Raw genomic sequence first — 17,182 nt, forward strand, 5'->3', positions numbered from 1 at the left:
CTCAAGGCATACAGACATTACACTGTGATCCAAAGACCAGCCATGCAAAATAACTACCGGGAATCCTTACAATTTTGCAGTTAATGGATAATGAAATACACAGCCTTTCCCGTTGTTGGGTTGATTACGACACTCCATCCATCAAGTCAACAGGCATAACTCTCGCTTGCCCGGAATAAACAGCTGCTTGGATCACTGCAGCCCTCACTCTCTCGACGACGTTTCTGTCCAGCACTGCAGGAAATGGTGAATCCGGTGGTGTCCTTCATCTCCATGAGCGAATGGCCAATCTCCAACAAGCGGTCCCTGTACCAGGCATGTCAATAAAAAATAATGACAAAATCGTAATTTTTTTTTAATAAACGGCTTGTAAGCCTTGATGGAGAAGTGAAATCGCAGTCATTAACAATTAATGTTAATAAATTCTGTGTTAGAGTTGAATCAGACAATTAACCAGACTGCAACAACAGGAGGTAACATATGAATACAACTCACGGCACAAGACGTTTACGCAACTTAAGTATCGTAATCAGCTTAGGCGTGGTCTTGCTTACTGGCGCAACCGGCTTGACCGGCAGCAGCAGTACAGCATATGCGGCAACAAGTACATCTGCCTCAGACTCCGCATCTACGAGCGTTGCCGATCAGGTCATTGCAACAGGATTGAAATATCAGGGCGTCCGCTATGAATACGGTGCAGAGTCAGGGGATTCGAGTTCTTTTGACTGCTCTTCATTCACGCAGTTTATTTTCGAACAAAATGGAATCACACTCCCCCGTTCTTCCAAAGACCAGTCTACAACTGGAACATTTGTGCCAAGAAATGAGCTTCAGCCTGGCGATCTTATATTTTTCTATTCTCCGATTCACCATGTAGCGGTATATATGGGCAACGGTAAAATACTTCATACGTACGGAGAAGATGGAGTGACCATTACTGCTCTGGATACAGGCTGGTGGGATTCACATTATACAACAGCACGCCGCGTATTACCTGCTAACGGACAAGCTGTTTCAGATAGCGGATCTGCTACTCCGGACACACTCTCCCCAGCTTCTCCCTCCGCTGATTCGTCTCAGGATCAGACGATCGGTGATGCTTGGGATTGGCTTAACAATATTAAATAAGCTACTTAATCATAAGAAGAATGAAGTTATCTTTAACGATGGAGTATGCGGTTTTATTATAATATGAAAACTCCTTAACCGTGTACTTGGTGAGGGAGTTTTTAGTATGATTATTACTAGCAACGGAGGACCCTCGGTTTGTTTACGTAGTAGTTGTTCGATGGCAGCACCTATTAAAGGCCGCTTTCGTTCGTATAAGATCTGCCAAGCGGCACATTAAGAGTTATAATACCACGACCTGAAATGTTTATAATTTGTCATTCACATTCTATTTCGTGACGATGACTAGCATTTCAGCGCTGCGGGTAATTCCGCTGCTGTTCACAAGCTCGGCCACAACCACTATACAATTGAACGGTATCGTTGAATTTGGAAGATTCGCCCGTGTATAACGCTGTAAATTCTCAACTCCCGCATCTTTAGTTGTATCCTAAGCGTCAAATGAAACCCCGCGGGTAAACTCATTAATCTCCATAATTCCTGGCTCTGGCTGAAGGATTAGTCTGCCGTTGACTGAAAGGCGGGTGAAGCTGATATTGTTGATCGTCCGTTCTTCATCATAGCCAAAGATTTGGCTTGGATGACTGGTGTCGCCATTGTAAGTGATATCCTCAAAGCTGATATTCTCGATCCGGAAGCCTGGTACGGGATTATAGTCTTTGTTCCATACTACTCTTAGGTCGATGAGACGGCCCAGCTCAATATTCTCGACACGGATGTTGCGGTAGACCACATTCCGGACCGAATTATTATCACCTGCGTTGATAGCCAGCGCTCCCATATAATTCGGCTGCGGTTCATGGTGCTCCAGAATGTCGATGTTCTCAAATAGAATATCTTCAATAATATCTCCATTCTCCCGATGGTTCCCATGGGTTCCGATCATCAGGGGATGAGCGACATCTGCCCAGAATACAGAGTTCCGCACGGTAATATGGCTGGTATCACCATAGTAATCCCACCGTGAGCCGTATATGGCTATACAATCATCTGAAGTACGCAGAAACACATCGTCGATATCAATATGCGAGCAAGACATCATATCAATGCCGTCGGACCAGCCCCGGGTACTGAAGGATTTGAAATTCTGGATATGCACATGCTTGGATTGTCCCAAATAAATACTGTAATGCGGAGGATCCAGCGTAATAATCCCTTCAACCGAGATATTCTCCGAGAAGACGATGCGGATTCCGCGGAATGCCGAGAAGCGGTGAAAGTCAGACAAGTAGAGAATGCCTCTGCCGCGTATCGAGACATTCTTCACATGGTCACAGACCATTGAACCGACAACAATTGCCCCGCCGGCAATATACACGGTCGTGTCCGAAGGAATCTGCAGCAGCGTCTGCTCCAAATAATGCATCCCCGGAGCGAAATAGATCGTATCCGGCAGGTTGCCCCCTTCCACCTTGGGTGTTGCCAGCAGGCGGTAAATATCCTCCGTACGGTGGATGGCCGGCTTAAGCAGGAGAACATGATCTTGCATCGGGTCCGGCGTAACCGCCTCAATGGGATTTGCGAACAGATGAAGATTGCTGAACCGCTCTCCGTTAATCTCTACCGATAACTTCAGAGGCCGGTCCAAGGTGAAGGAAAGTGTCTTCTCCGTATGTTCAAAAGAAAGGTTCGCTGACAACGGACGAATAACCGCTTCCTGAATGCTCTGCTTCAGGCTCTCAATCCGTACTTCTACCCTTCCGCTCATATCAAAATAGGCCATAGAAGCTTGCCGCACCTGGTGCATATCTACTTTAGCCTCGTACACAAACAGCTGTTCCCAAGCTTGTCCTGGATTCCTGACATACACCGCAAAGTCATCTGTGTTAATTGCCCCACCCGGTGCACTATAAACAATCGTCTTATTCATTTTTCCTCCATGTCGATGTTGTAGTTAATGATTAGTAACATTAGTACTCCACAATTTCTTGCTTAAAGACCGTGCAGTTCTCGATAATATACGGCGCTCTTGTATCTTTATTAATAGCGTGAAGCTTTATCCCTTCCAGTGTCAGCCGCTCCACATTACGGATATCCATAAACGCCGCCCGGCTCCAGGTTGGATAATAGTTCTCGGATACTTGTTCCGGATTGTTATACCGCATGTCCCATACCTTGGGATAAGCCGGGGGGATGTCTTCTTTATCAACGCCTCCAATAAAGGTATACGTAATATTCCTTAAGGTTACATCGCGGATGGGATAACTGTCGCAGGCATCAATCCGGATTCCGTTGAAGGATGGAGAGCCCATTACATCGTCAGTGAAACGGTAGTGGGTATGCTGCATCTCCTCGTCGTCCGTCGCCGTAATATCCGCCAGCGTAATCCGCTCCATGGTCCCGATTTCCGGCATAACCTCAAGACCGACCGAAGAACCGATTACGTCCAGCCGGTTGTTCAGGATCATGAAGACTGGACGGGTTACATTCCGCATGACCAGGCCCTGTGCTACAATATCGGTAATGCTGCCGCCTTCTGTGCACTCCAGCTTGATTCCTTCACGCCATACATTCTCAAATGTACAGTTGTGGATGGTGACAGCAGAGATATCGCCTACAGATTTCAGCCCAATGCGGATTCCGGCACAGATAGAAGTGAAATGACAATTGACAATATGCACATTCTTCATCGGATACTCTTTGCTGCTGGCTTGTAAACAAAGATTGTCGTCGGTACCTAGTATTTTGCAATTGGAGATAAACACATTTTTACAACCATCATAATCGAGGCCGTCCCCGTTATATCTTCTGTCATTACGAATGTCCAAATCCTCGCACCATATATTCTCACTGTCCAAAAAAGCCGTTGTCCATGCAGTCGAATTGTAGAGCCGGAGTCCCTTGACCTGAATGTTCGTACAGCGCAGAAACCGCATCATCATCGGACGATAAATGCTGCCCTCATTCGGGAAGCTCTCCGCATTGCCGTTTATTTCACCTTGGCCGATTACCCCAATATTCACCGCATTCTCGGCATAAATAAAGCATTTATCCATATCCTGTTCATTGATGTAACGGTTATAATGCGTTCCGTCCGGGTAGTCACTGATATCCGGATTGGCCAGCAGCACAGCAGACGGGTTCACCTGTAAATACACATTGGATTTCAGAAAAATGGTTCCCGAGACAAATGTAGCGCCCGCAAGCATCACGGTTCCGCCGCCCGCCTCAAAGCAAACATCAATCGCTTTCTGGATTGCTCCCGTATCTACGGCAATGCCGTCGGCCACAGCGCCATATTCTTTCGGATCAAAACTATCATTCATCATTCGCTCCTCCAATTATCTTGATGAAAACGATCATTATTCAAGCTCCGTGATAAGTGCTTCTCCGTCTTTTATCTGATTGAAACCTCTCAGTTCGGCCTTCAATTTGTCCATGGACCGGCCTAGCTCTTCCTTCTTCTCCCCGCTCCAATAACGAATCTGCTCTCTACGTCATGGTTATTCCCGCTTTCAATAATTGGTATGGAGTTCCGTGTTTAAGGGGGCCGCTGCGTACATGGATGTGATCGTGAAAACTTCACTTCCACTACCTGGCCGTCATAATGGAACAGAGATGTTGTTTCCGCACCACGCATCGTTCGTCCCTGCGAGAAGCCGTTCGGATAGTTGTCTCCGTTGAAAGAATCTGCTTCAAGTTCTACCTCCGTTCCCATTGTGCTAAATTGGTGCTCTTCATATCGCTTAATTGTATTCCCGAGCGTGTATTAAAAGTTTCTGCAAATTCACCTGAAATGTTTATATTTTGTCATACCTTTACCTGACCGGCAGCCGGTGCGTCAGCACGGGAACTCATAAAAAAGAGACCACCAGGCTTAATGGCAGCTGATGGCCTCTCCGTTGCTTCAGAATTACACTATTCCTTCTCTTCTTGCCGGGCAGATGGGTGGTTCGGTGATGTTAATGGACATAGTTTTCAATAAAAAAGACGAGACCTTATTTTCCCGGTCTCGTCTGCGCTTGGACAAAATAATTCGTTATTCGAATTGCAAATTCATTTCTGAATTTTCAATTCCTGCTACTTTCCGATTGAAATACTCACCGGAACAGCATCTCACTTGTTCAGCTCTACACTTCTCATAAATTAGAAGCAACTGATTAAGTACAAATATTCTTTGCACAATATGAGCAAGAGAGAACTTAGAATAAGTTACTCTCCATTTCCTTCAAAAGCCGTCTTAACAGTAAGCGCTCTTCGGGTAAAATTGATTTCAGTAATTTCTCTTGCTGCTGCCTCCACTTGACTTCAATCGGTTGTTCTAACTCTTTTCCCTTATCTGTTAAAAAAATGCGCATAACCCTTGCATCTTGTTCATCACGCTTGCGGTATATGAATCCGTTTTGCTCCAGTGACTTAACCATATTGGTAACCGTAGGCGGCTCACATTTCAGATGTTCGCTTATTTGCATTTGTGTAATCCCATCGCCTAACCACAAGCGATACAGCAAATTATCCTGGCCAACATAAAGGTTAAGTTCTCTTAGAGATTCACTGTAATCCCGGCGCATTTGGGAAGAAATCCGGTCTAGCGACTGACGGATATCACAATCCACTGTATCATTCATAGTTTACCCTCAACTTGTAAAGTATTTTTAGCGAACTAACTATAACATGGTGAAATTGAGGTGTCTACCGGTGAACGGAGCTTTACGTGGATGGCCTATATTTTACTTGATACCAGCTGCCAGCTCATCAACCACTTCTTGTACAGTTTGGATCTTGTTGATCGGCGTAATTCCGGTACCAACAGTGATAATACCACCTTCGCCAATACCTTCAAGCATACCGATACGGATTACACTAGAGCTACCTCCTACCTTAGCAATTTCTTCACGAGATGCGCCCTGGTTATCCATAGCCACCAATTTTTCAGCAAACGGTGTAGGCAACGAACGGTAGTAAGCAGGTAAAGTACGGTACAACAACAAATCTGCTGCAGATGAATCCACTATCCTTTGCTTTACTGATTGTGCTGCGGGGTTTTCAACTGTAGGAATAAAACGGCTTCCTAAAAAGACACCTTCTGCCCCTAACTCAAAGGCACTTGCAACACCGCGAGCATCACCTATTCCACCAGCAGCGATCACTGGAATATCAAGCACATCAACGATTATAGGAGTTATTGTAAACGTACCAATAATACTTGTCGGCAATGTTCCACCCTCATCAAACCCGGTAGCAACATAAACATCAACACCCATAGCTTGAGCAGACTTTGCATCTTCGATCGTTGGAGTTAAAGGACGGTAAACAATCTTAATGCCTGCTTCTTTTAGTGGGGTGATTATTTTTTCAGTTAGCGTTCCTTCAACACCATTAAGAAGAATAACTTGCACACCTTCTTCAATGACAACTTCCAAAATGGGCCAAGTAAACTTCATATCTGCATCAGTAATTAAAGTTGTACCAAATGGTTTATCCGTCAGTTCCTTTGTCTTCCGGATCTCACGGCGCATACGTTCCGCGGTTTCCTCCGGTGAGGTTGTAATTGTCGTTTGGCCGGCATTAGGACCAAGAATCCCTAACCCTCCCGCATTACTCACGGCAGCAACAAATTCAGCATTCGTAATCCAACTCATAGGTCCTTGTAAAATGGGTTTTTCAATTCCAAGAATCTCTGCTACACGATTGTTCATTAATATTATCCTCTCTTTGGCACCCTATAGTCGCAATCCTGTACAGCTTAATTGGTCTCCTTTACGGGTTATGTTACAATAATCATTAGCTTGCTAATAATATTTGTATCCGTTAGCAGCCTTGGCAATATCATACGTCCATATGTTTCATTTGCGAAGAAGGCAATTTAAATGAACGTAGTACATATTTTTGTACTTTTAGACTGGGAGCGATATCATGCGGGTATGTAATGAAGGATTTGAAAAAGAGTTTATTGATGAAAAAAGAGATATGTACGCAATAGCCTTTACGCAAAATGTACTTTCGGGGCGATGGAAATATTTCATTATCTGGTATCTGGAAGGGGAAAGACGCCGGTTTACCGAGATCAAAAAATTCCTCGGAGGCTTGTCGCAAGGCTCCCTCACTAAGCAGCTCAAGGAGCTGGAGGACGACGGAATTATTCTGCGCAATGTGTATCCGGAAGTTCCGCCACGGGTCGAATATTCGCTGACAGAGAAAGGAAATAAGCTGCTGCCTGTCCTAAAGAAGATGGAGGAATTCGGTAAAGAATATGGGGAGAAGCCTGAATTAGATGAAGGATAAGGGATAAAGGCTACCCCTTAATCAGCCAGTATATAAAATCGCGCCATCCGGACTTGTCCACCGACATTAACACAAAAACACCTCCAAGATTATCTCCCTATTTTTACGACTGGACAGGGTTCCATTCTCTTGAAGGTGTTTTGATCAGCCTCATAATTATGGTCGGCCGGGATTTGTTAGATGGAGCTAACTTTGAGCAAAATTCTTCCCCGTCCATGTCTGGCTTCACTTTTCTCCAGTGCTTTATCCGCTTGACTTAACGGGAATATGGAATCAATCTCCGCTTTAATTATTCCTTCGGCAATTAATTTCGTTAGATGTTGCAAGTCATCCCGGTTCGGAAACTTGGTATTGAACTTAGCTGTAACGCCATATTTTTCCGCGTTTTCTTGGGATGGATCTTGAGTTAAAGAAACTAGGGTTCCCCCTTTTTTTAGAACCGTCCAGGATCTGGTTTCTGTCTCGCCTCCAACGGTATCAACCACCAGATCTACGTCTTTTGCGATATCTTCGAATTTGGTTGTGGTATAATCAATGACTTGATCAGCCCCGAGTGATTTAACGAAGTCTATGTTAGAGGATGAAGCCGTGGCGATCACGGTTGCCCCCTTCCATTTTGCCAACTGAATTGCAAACTGTCCAACACCGCCTGCTGCCGCATGGAGGAGAAGGGTTTGCCCAGACTGGAGTTCACCTTCAGTAAACAAGGCTTTCCAGGCGCTTTCTGCTCCTGCTTTGATTGTTGCAGCATCCTCAAAAGTGAGATTTTCCGGCATCTTCATTAATTCCTGTTCCTTCGCAACTCCATATTCTGCATAAGCTCCTCTGATGCCGCCAAAAACGCGGTCACCGGACTTAAATTCCGTTACCGTTTGCCCCACCTCTTCGACAACTCCTGAAGCGTAGAAACCAGGGATGTAGGGAAAGGTTACAGGAAATACATTTAGAAGCCAACCATTCCGAATTTTAAAATCAAGCGGAATGACCGAAGCATACACGATGCGAACCAGGACTTCATCCGCTTGCGGCTGAGGGCGATCAATGGTTTCTACCTTCAAAACATTTGGACCCCCGTATTCGTTGACCAGAACAGCTTGCATAAATTTTTTCGACATGCTTATCTCTCCTCCTATATGATTCATGGTTTGGTTAACTTCCATTTACTTTTCCAGATTTGCGGCTATTTTTTTGGCCAAAGCTACAAACTGTACTTTTTCTTCATCATTAAGATGTTCCGTTGTAATCTCCTCCAGCTTGCGCCAAGCCTGATCGACTCTGGTTTCAATATCACGCCCTTCTTGGGTGAGTGACACGATGGTTACCCGTTTATCCTGTTCGGAACGGCTGCAGGTGACGAGACCCGCAGCTTCCAAACGGCGAACGGACTTCGCTATGGTAGAGTGATCAAGCCGCAACGATTTTGTAAGATCATTCTGAGATTGGCTGTCCCGGTGCCATAATTGCATCAGCACCAGTTCCTGACCCGGGTATAAGCCTGCTTCCCGAAGCAGTTGTCCCGCAATCCGGTGATGGGAACGAGCCAGACTGAAGATCGAAAAATTCACGGGGAAATGGATGAGCGCACTGATTTCATCCTCAATGGTTTCGCTGTTGTCACTAGGCTTCAATAAAGTCATCTCCTTTTATGTGGTCGTCAACATATCTGCACACCTACAGTAACATTTAAATATGTTGCCGTCAACATAAATGCAATCAGACACAGCTAAATCTTGAATTTCATCAGTAGAGATACCCGATTTTTTCCTGCTTTCTCTTTCTATTACAGCAATCTCCGTCTCTTTCTTTATTCCACAGAAAACCCGCGCATAGCGCGGGTGCTAATGGAAGTATGTTCATATGGTGCTCAGTCAACGAGCAAAACACATGAGGGGGATTATCGAAGTTTGCCCGCTCCAGAATCGGTATGGTATAAAAAATCACTGTCGTATTCATTTAACTTGTATCATATTCAATGATTTTCGTAATCCGAGTAAAAGCCCTGCTACCAAAGGTGTAGATAAGGGGAGGAAAAGAACAGCGTAGACAGGACCCCATTGCAAATAACCTTCAATGTTAACGGTTTCATATCCCCAGGTTTCACCACTAACAATAATGGCACCAGCTGTCCCCATAATTAACACGTTTATAAATGCGATGATCATACATAACACCACAAATTTGGCGCCTTTAAATTGGATACGGTGGAATTGAAAACCGGATATAGCAAACGACAAGGATAACGGAACACATAAAGTCAAGAAAAACCATAACCAGCCATCACTTCCTGCTCCTCCTGCAACACCATTTCCGAAAATTGCTATAAGGTAACCAATTACCAGGCTGGCAGTGAATCCATATACTAATCCTGCAATCAGATTTTTAATCCTCATCGCTAATCCCCTTTTATGATAGTTTTACGTACCTCAGTTTCGGACTTGATATCCTGTAATATATCCGCGGCTGCTTCATCTGAAACCTCCCCATAACCAAGAGATAACAGCTTTGCTTCTGTAGCGTAAGGGCCTGATGTGCATACTTGTTGAAGCCCGGCTATAATATTTGTGAATTACACTATTCCTTCTCTTCTTGCCAGGCAGATGGAAGATGCAGTGATATTAATAGATATAGTTTTTTTAAAAAAAGACGAGACCTTGTTTACTCGGTCTCGTCCACGCGATATCAAAGTAATTCGAAATACAACCTGTATAGTGAATTATTTATTTGATATATTTACTTTTATACTTGTCAAGAAGCATCCCAGCTTTGTCCAATTGCTTAATACCTTCTGCCCCCTTCTTTTCACCTGCATTGAATTTGGAATAATTTATTTTGGTCGTCTTCAGGCTATCCCGCATTATAATGAACCCTTCCAGCTGGAGTTTTGCCCCTGCCAGAAAGTAGTTATGTATTTCTTTCAACTCTGCATTATTAGGTCTGAGGTTTTTTAACCCGGATACAAACTTAGTATAATTGGGCAATACAGTATTGTTTAAAGTAAGAAAGAGTGACTTTCTTGTTGAATCGTTCAGGAGTCTATTTTGATTAAACGTATCTATGGCTTTATCTTCATAGCTTGCTATTGGCTGCAACTGTTCATTGTAATCTTCCATATCCTGTAACATGATTTCTTCACGGGTAGGTTCCTTTATAATTACCGGCTTTGTTGGCTCAGAAGTTGGTTTAGGAATGACTGTATAATCATCCACCACTTGAACAGTGAATACATAAGGTTCAAAATTTTCTCCAATATTGACAGTTAAGGTAGCAATCCCTTTGTTTATTGCATGAAGTTCAGAAACCCAATTCGTTTTCCGTACGACCTTGACAACATTCTCATCTGAAGAGATTGGAGTGAAGTCATGTTCCGTAACGTCTGCATCGGTCCAGTCAGTTATGGCTATCTCGTATGACTTCCACTCCCCAACTTTAATCTCAGCAGGTTTGGTCACTTTAACAATGTCGGTGATGTTCCGTGCAGCCGCATGAATACTACCACTCCCGGATACAACCGATACTATAATTGCTAGCAATAACGAATAAATCAAACTCTTTCGTTTCATATAACCTTATCCCCGCTTAATTATTAATAGTAAAGCATCTACCAATTTTGCTAGAACATTTCATGAATAGGTTGCAGGCAGCAAACAGCAAAATGCTTTCCTCTGATATTATATAACTTAGCAGGTAAAATTGTCCTGTGTTTTTTGTTGCTGCCCCATTAAGGTTCTTAATTATCAACCTCATAAAGGATCGATTTTGAGACCGGGTCCATTCTTATCCACTCACACAAATAGCCGGCCGCCAGGAATCTGCTGGCAGCCGGCTATTCAGCTTGTTATTTAATACAATTATATATAATCTGTGCTGCCTCTGCCCGGGTCGCGGCAGCCCCTGGACTCAGCTCTTTGCCCAAGCCCGTGAGTATTCCCGCTTCCACAAACTGCTTCATTGCTGTCTGGGCATATCCGGCTACTGCACTGACATCTGTAAAGCTGTCGTAGCTCTGAACGTTGCTGCCATCCGGCAGACGGTTCAGCTGCTTCATGATATTGTACAGAATTACCGATGCCTCTTGTCTGCTGATGACGGCCTCCGGCATAAAGGAGTTGCCGCCCACACCGGAAATCAAGCCCAGTTTCTTGGCTGTACCGAGATAGCTTGTGTAGTATTTATTCCCTGCATCTGTAAAGTTATCGGCGCTATCTGCATCAGGCTTAATGCCGAAAGCATTCATGACCATCATCAGAAAGTCAGCCCGCTTCACCTGGGCCTCGGGTGCAAACACAGAGCTGCTTACCCCCTTAACCACCTCTCTCGCTGCCAAGTAATCGACAGCGCTGGAATACCAGTTGCCCGGTGCAACATCATTGAATTTGATTTCGTTATACCCTACAGCATAATTTGAAAAATGGGCGGTCTGGAAATTAACCTTTCCGGCTGCTGCATCGTAGCCGCCATTAACCAGCTGAAGGTTTCCTGTCTGATCGATATAATACACAACAATGGCATTTGACTTTTCAGTTGCTTTTGGCGTATAAGGTACACTGATCTTAACTGTTTCACCGTTGAATGCAGTAATTTCAGCATTTCCGGCTGTTACAGAGAAGTCTACAACCGGTCTGTCTCCAAGCTTGCTCCGGGCTTTGTCCGGCAAGCTTGATGAAGCAAGCTTCTTAATGCTGATTGTGCTATCTGCTGCTGCACTTCCAATTGCAGCTACTGCTTTAGACGTAAAGGTAATATCAGCAATGCCTGTATTCAGCTTCAGCTCTGCCCCGGCGGCTTCCATTAACTGCTTGAGAGCATCCGTAGCTATAACTACATCAACAGATGATTGGCCTGTTTCCGGATTCATCTGAATCTCCATGACAACCTTTTGACCGGCCGCTACGGCTTGCTTGACCTTGCCGACCAGATCACTGATTATAGTGGAATCCAGCTTGACGATGGCAGCTCCTGCTTCCTTGCCTGCCGTTGCTTTGATCTTCACACTATAAGTAGTGCTGCCGTCAGCAGCAGTGCCAGAGATTACGGCTGCCGGAATTGGCGCCGGAGTACTGGTTGCAGTACTGACGCCCCCTGTTGAAGTCAACCCGTTATCTTCACTGGAAGCTGTTGGATTTGGTGTTGGTATTGGTGTCACCGTTGGTATCGCCGTTGGTGATGATGTAGGCGTTAGTGTCGGTGTTGGTGTTGGTTCTACTGGAGTGTCACCGGTCTTAACCAGCACAATATCATCATAAGAGCCCCAGTCCTTCGCGTTCCCCTCAAGGGAAATCCCGATCTTCAGTGTTCCATCCGTAACCTTGATATTCTCAACAACCGCTTGGTTCCATACATTCCAGCCCTTGTTTGCGAAGCTTGAGCTCAGAAGGGTCTTCTCGCCATTCAAGGCGTACAGCTGATTCTTCGTCTCATCCCCGGCGCCCTGCGACCAGGCCGTCAGCATGTAGATTCCATTCTCCAGAGCGGTAAGTGTCTGATAGGCGTCCAGTGTAAAGGCGGAATCCTTCCAGAATCCCAGTGATCTTGCACCGGTACGGCCATCCGAACTCGCGGTCAGGGCAGCAGGATCAGGAATGGTCCAGCCATCAGGCAGACCCGCTTCATTCACCTGCTCAAAGCCGGAGTTAACCACAGGGTTCAAATCCACCGTGAAGTGGAGGGTGTAGGTTCTCACTACCTCTCCCTTGACAACAACGGTTGCACTTCCAGGCAGCGCAGCAGTTTGTGTAATTTCTGCCGATATGCCTTGTTCTGCAACCGCCTCAACCGCTGGCAATACAGTCGTGCCATACGGCAGAACTACACTGTAGTCCTGAACGGTTGGATCAAATCCGCTAACCGTAGCGCCGTTCACCCTCAAATCCAGCAGCTTGCTGGTATCCTTCTTAATCAGCTCGAAATCGTCGATATTCCCCCACTGTCCATCAGCAAGCTTAAGATGAGCGCCCAGGGTGAGGGTTCCATCCGTAACTTCAATAAGATCCAGAACCGGCTTGCTCCATTTCTGCCATCCCGTATTTGTAAACTGCTGTGTTCTGCTGCCGGCAAAAATTTCTGAAATCTCTTCACCGCCCCCGCCGGATACCCAGGCCGACAAAGTGTACGTTCCATTCTCCAGACCGGTGATCGTCTGCGAAGTCCTGAATTCAGCAGGAGTCGCACTATAGTAATGCAGGGCTGATGACCCCGAATGTGCATCTTTTTCAATATTGACTGCACTTGTATCTCCTGAAAGCTCCCATGCGTTCAACTCATCTTCAAACCCGGGATTCTGTATCAAATTTGAACTTGGAATTACCGTGACCTCACTGAATGCAGAGAATCCCCCGTCATAGGTAACTGCAGTCACGGTGGCACTTCCGACAGAAACCCCGGAAAGTATTCCACTATAAGGATCTACTTTAACAACCTCCGGCTTAGAGCTTGTAAAGCTCACTCCTTTATAGGTTGCATTCAACGGATCGAAAATGGCGGTTAATTTATCCGTCCCGCCTACTTCAATAGCGGTTACAGGCTTATCTAAGGACACCGCGGTAACCGGATGGCGGTTGATTTCGGCTGCACCGTCGATGAAGGCATCCATAGCCAATGTCGGTGTGCCGTCAATGTTCCATGCCGATAACGGATAGCCAAACAATACACCGGTAGGCTCCCAATAAAAGATACCGGTTCCCCTATTGTCCGGAACAGCCTTCAGTTTATTCTGAACGGCCACGAGCATATTGTATACGCTATCAACATCCTCTGAAACATTACCTCCAACCTCAACGATCATTACTTCTTTGCCATATTTAGCTTCCAGCGCATTCATATTGTTGCTGAGATCGTTAAGGGTAGAGGTGAATATGGCATCAGGATAATAAGATAAGCCGATGATATCGTAATCCGTATCCTTAAGACCGGCCGCTGTCAGACCGGCAAAAAATGGTCCAACCCCTGCTTCAGCTCCGCTGGCCCGATGGATGATGACCTTAATATCCGGGAACACCGCCTTGGCAGCATGTGAACCGGCCTGGATCAACTGAACGAGGTTGGTTGTATTACTGTAGCTTCCTAAAGGATGCAGCATTCCATTATTAATCTCATTTCCGATCTGCACCCATTCCGGTGTTACATTTGCATCTTTGAGCGCCTGCATCACTTCCGTAGTGTACTGCGAGACATGCGCCTTCAGCTGTTCTATATTGTCATCCTTCCAGGCTTGAGGGGTAACCTGTTGACCAGGGTCAGCCCAGCTGTCGCTGTAGTGCAAATCAATCATCACACGGAACCCGTAGGCACTTACCCGGGAAGCCAGTGCAACAACCTCTTGTGTGCTGTTATGACCACTGGCCGGATCATCTGACGGATTAACCCAGGCCCTGATTCTGATGGAATCGATGCCGTGCTCCTTAAGTATTTGTAATAGGTCCTCCTCTTGGCCATTATCATTATAGAATTTATAGCCTAAAGCCTCCATTTGCGGCAGCCAGCTGATATCTGCACCTTTGGAAAAGCCTCCGGAAACCGATGAAGCGTTTACATTCGCGGGCAAACCAACTGATACTACCGACAGAATCATCGCCCATGTAAGAATGATTACAACAACCTTTTTGCTGATTCTCATAGTTCAACCTCCATTATTCATTTAATAACTGCAGTTTCCAGCCTTTAACATCCTTATTGTAAAGAAATAAAGATCAGGTGTGGATGGAGCAGATCAACTATAAGTAATACCTCTGCAACAAACTAAAAAAAATTATTAATCCAAAGCTCCCTTTAATTGAATTAATAAATTTGATTACATATTGTAGAGATTCCTGTTTCTGTATGGGTATTAAACTTCGCTATTGCATAATTATCATTTATCAAATTTATTGCATTAATTGTGATTCTTATCACAGTTGATATTCAATTTCCAAAATATAATAAAAACACTATAATTACATTATTTTCATATATATCCATTTTGGGGGCCTGTGAACAAGAGTGTAGTTGTAAATTTCATGAAAGGGGTTTTGCCGTCTCCACACTCTCTCCCTCCGTACATTTAAGGTTGTTCGCCGCCTAAGTCCTTGCACCCCAGATCGCAGCTTGAGTACACAGGCTAGATAAAAGGATGTCTACAAGAACCCGGCATAACTTAAAACCAACCATTTTGATCGGAGGAGTATTAATTATGAAAAAGACTGTAGCTTCACTTCTTGCAGGTGTTGTAGCACTTGGGTCCTTTGCCTCGGTGGGCACTGCTGCTGAAAACAATGAACGCAATAATCCTGTCGAGCTCTTCTCAGGCTCGTCCCCTATTTCGATTACGGACCAATCCTGGAAAGCTCCTGCTGGCTCCGCTTCTGAGGACAAAGTATGGGGATATCTTGAAAGTGTTAAAGGTAACCTGCATCTTTCGGCTAAAGAGGATATTCGGGGGAAATTCAAAATTTCAGAGCAAAATACAAACAGCAAGACCGGCAGCCAGCACTACCGGTTAAGCCAGTATATCTCGGGGATACCGGTATATGGAGCTGATCAAACTCTGCATATCGACAAAGCCGGCAACGTTACCTCCCTGCTGGGAAGCGTAGTTGAAGATGTATACCAGACGATTCCGCAGCCGCTGATTCAGCTCCAAACCATTTCCGGAGCAGATGCCATTCTGGCAGCCGAGCAGGATGCCACGCTGGAACATGGACCGCTTGGTGAGCCGCAAGTTACTCCTACAGCGGATTTATATTATTTCATCGTTGACGGAGAACCTAAATTAGCCTATAAAACGGAAGTGAATGTTCTGGAGCCCGAGCCTTTGCGGATACGGTACTTCATTTCTGCGGAGAATGGCAGCGTACTGTTCAAATATAATATTTTAGAGAACCTGACGGGTACGGGTACTGGAGTGTTTGGAGATACCAAAACGTTCGAGACACGCCTCTCGGGTTCAACCTATCAGCTCTATGACAGTACCCGCGGCAAGGGCATTGTGACTTATACCGCCAAAAACAAGACCTCTCTTCCGGGGACGCTCTTAACCAGCACCAACAATGTCTGGACAGACAAAGCCGCGGTTGATGCCCACACGTATGCTGAGAGAACCTATGATTATTATCTCCAGCATTTCGGCCGCAACAGCCTGGACAACAACGGACTGCAGATCCGTTCCACCGTCCATTACTATACTTCCTATAACAACGCTTTTTGGAACGGTGCGCAAATTGTTTTCGGTGATGGAGATGGATCTACCTTTACACTGCTGTCCGGTGACTTGGATGTTGTGGGCCACGAGCTGACGCATGGTGTAACTGAGAAAACATCCAATCTTGAATACTACGGAGAACCAGGGGCACTGAATGAGTCCTTCTCCGACATTATCGGAAATTCAATTGAAGGTGCGAACTGGCTGATCGGCGATAAAGTATATACACCGGGTGTAGCGGGTGACGCACTCCGCTCACTGGCTAATCCCCCATTGTACGGACAGCCTGACAAATACAGCGACCGCTATACCGGTACCGGTGATGAAGGCGGTGTGCATACGAACAGCGGGATTAATAACAAAGCTTTCTATCTGGCTGCCCAAGGCGGTACGTTTAACGGTGTAACGGTCACAGGTATCGGCCGTGAGGATGCCGTTCAAATCTATTACAATGCACTTGTATATTATCTTACAACCTCATCCAATTTCTCTGCTGCACGCACAGCAATCATTCAATCGGCTACGGAATTGTTTGGAGCAGGCTCGGCTCAAGTAACTGCCGTAACCAAAGCTTACAATGCGGTAGGCGTCTACTAAGAACAGAATAACAGGCCAATGATCCTCAAGATCATTGGCCTGTTTGGTGTAAAAGGGATC

General features: G+C 45.4%; 11 protein-coding genes and 1 pseudogene. 3 read left to right on the forward strand and 9 right to left on the reverse strand.

Annotation, left to right across the window (positions count from 1 at the left end; all coding sequences use genetic code 11):
- Positions 1–480: 480 nt before the first annotated feature.
- Positions 481–993, forward strand: a pseudogene (locus tag NSQ73_RS14785) (C40 family peptidase); the annotation flags it as partial.
- Positions 994–1,558: 565 nt separating this feature from the next.
- Here NSQ73_RS14785 and NSQ73_RS14790 read toward each other — a convergent pair.
- The 4 genes from NSQ73_RS14790 to NSQ73_RS14805 all read right to left on the reverse strand — a co-directional run bounded on the left by NSQ73_RS14790 (position 1,559) and on the right by NSQ73_RS14805 (position 6,767).
- The gene (locus tag NSQ73_RS14790; protein ID WP_340987019.1) at positions 1,559–2,998 is read right to left on the reverse strand and encodes a glycosyl hydrolase family 28 protein; all 1,440 of its coding nucleotides are present in this window, start codon (positions 2,996–2,998) and stop codon (positions 1,559–1,561) included.
- A 40-nt stretch (positions 2,999–3,038) separates the two neighbouring features.
- Entirely contained in the window at positions 3,039–4,397 is a 1,359-nt protein-coding gene (locus tag NSQ73_RS14795; protein ID WP_340987021.1) for a glycoside hydrolase family 28 protein, read from the reverse strand.
- A gap of 873 nt (positions 4,398–5,270) precedes the next feature.
- A complete protein-coding gene (locus tag NSQ73_RS14800) occupies positions 5,271–5,696 on the reverse strand; it encodes a MarR family winged helix-turn-helix transcriptional regulator (RefSeq protein ID WP_340987023.1) in 426 nt (141 codons plus the stop codon).
- A 102-nt stretch (positions 5,697–5,798) separates the two neighbouring features.
- The gene (locus tag NSQ73_RS14805; RefSeq protein ID WP_340987024.1) at positions 5,799–6,767 is read right to left on the reverse strand and encodes an NAD(P)H-dependent flavin oxidoreductase; all 969 of its coding nucleotides are present in this window, start codon (positions 6,765–6,767) and stop codon (positions 5,799–5,801) included.
- A 217-nt stretch (positions 6,768–6,984) separates the two neighbouring features.
- On the opposite strand from NSQ73_RS14805, the gene NSQ73_RS14810 reads away from it, so the two are divergent.
- The gene (locus tag NSQ73_RS14810) at positions 6,985–7,353 is read left to right on the forward strand and encodes a winged helix-turn-helix transcriptional regulator (protein WP_340987026.1); all 369 of its coding nucleotides are present in this window, start codon (positions 6,985–6,987) and stop codon (positions 7,351–7,353) included.
- 176 nt (positions 7,354–7,529) lie between these two features.
- Here NSQ73_RS14810 and NSQ73_RS14815 read toward each other — a convergent pair whose 3' ends face one another.
- From NSQ73_RS14815 to NSQ73_RS14835, 5 genes are all read right to left on the reverse strand, one after another.
- On the reverse strand, positions 7,530–8,468 hold the full coding sequence (locus NSQ73_RS14815) for an NADP-dependent oxidoreductase (protein ID WP_340987028.1): 939 nt from the start codon (positions 8,466–8,468) through the stop codon (positions 7,530–7,532).
- A gap of 45 nt (positions 8,469–8,513) precedes the next feature.
- A complete protein-coding gene (locus tag NSQ73_RS14820; protein ID WP_445669509.1) occupies positions 8,514–8,990 on the reverse strand; it encodes a MarR family winged helix-turn-helix transcriptional regulator in 477 nt (158 codons plus the stop codon).
- A 312-nt stretch (positions 8,991–9,302) separates the two neighbouring features.
- Positions 9,303–9,743: a hypothetical protein gene (locus NSQ73_RS14825; protein ID WP_340987031.1), complete on the reverse strand. Its 441-nt coding sequence runs from the start codon at positions 9,741–9,743 to the stop codon at positions 9,303–9,305.
- A gap of 327 nt (positions 9,744–10,070) precedes the next feature.
- Positions 10,071–10,913, reverse strand: a complete 843-nt coding sequence (locus NSQ73_RS14830; protein ID WP_340987032.1) for a hypothetical protein — start codon at positions 10,911–10,913, stop codon at positions 10,071–10,073.
- 275 nt (positions 10,914–11,188) lie between these two features.
- Complete coding sequence (locus NSQ73_RS14835; protein ID WP_340987033.1) at positions 11,189–14,965, reverse strand: glycosyl hydrolase 53 family protein; 3,777 nt, start codon at positions 14,963–14,965, stop codon at positions 11,189–11,191.
- A 552-nt stretch (positions 14,966–15,517) separates the two neighbouring features.
- Here NSQ73_RS14835 and NSQ73_RS14840 point away from each other — a divergent pair.
- Positions 15,518–17,122, forward strand: coding sequence for a M4 family metallopeptidase (locus tag NSQ73_RS14840; RefSeq protein WP_336100285.1), 1,605 nt, complete (start codon positions 15,518–15,520; stop codon positions 17,120–17,122).
- Positions 17,123–17,182: the final 60 nt, after the last annotated feature.

This window comes from Paenibacillus sp. FSL R10-2736, assembly GCF_038000245.1.
GTDB lineage: Bacteria > Bacillota > Bacilli > Paenibacillales > Paenibacillaceae > Paenibacillus_AQ > Paenibacillus_AQ phytohabitans.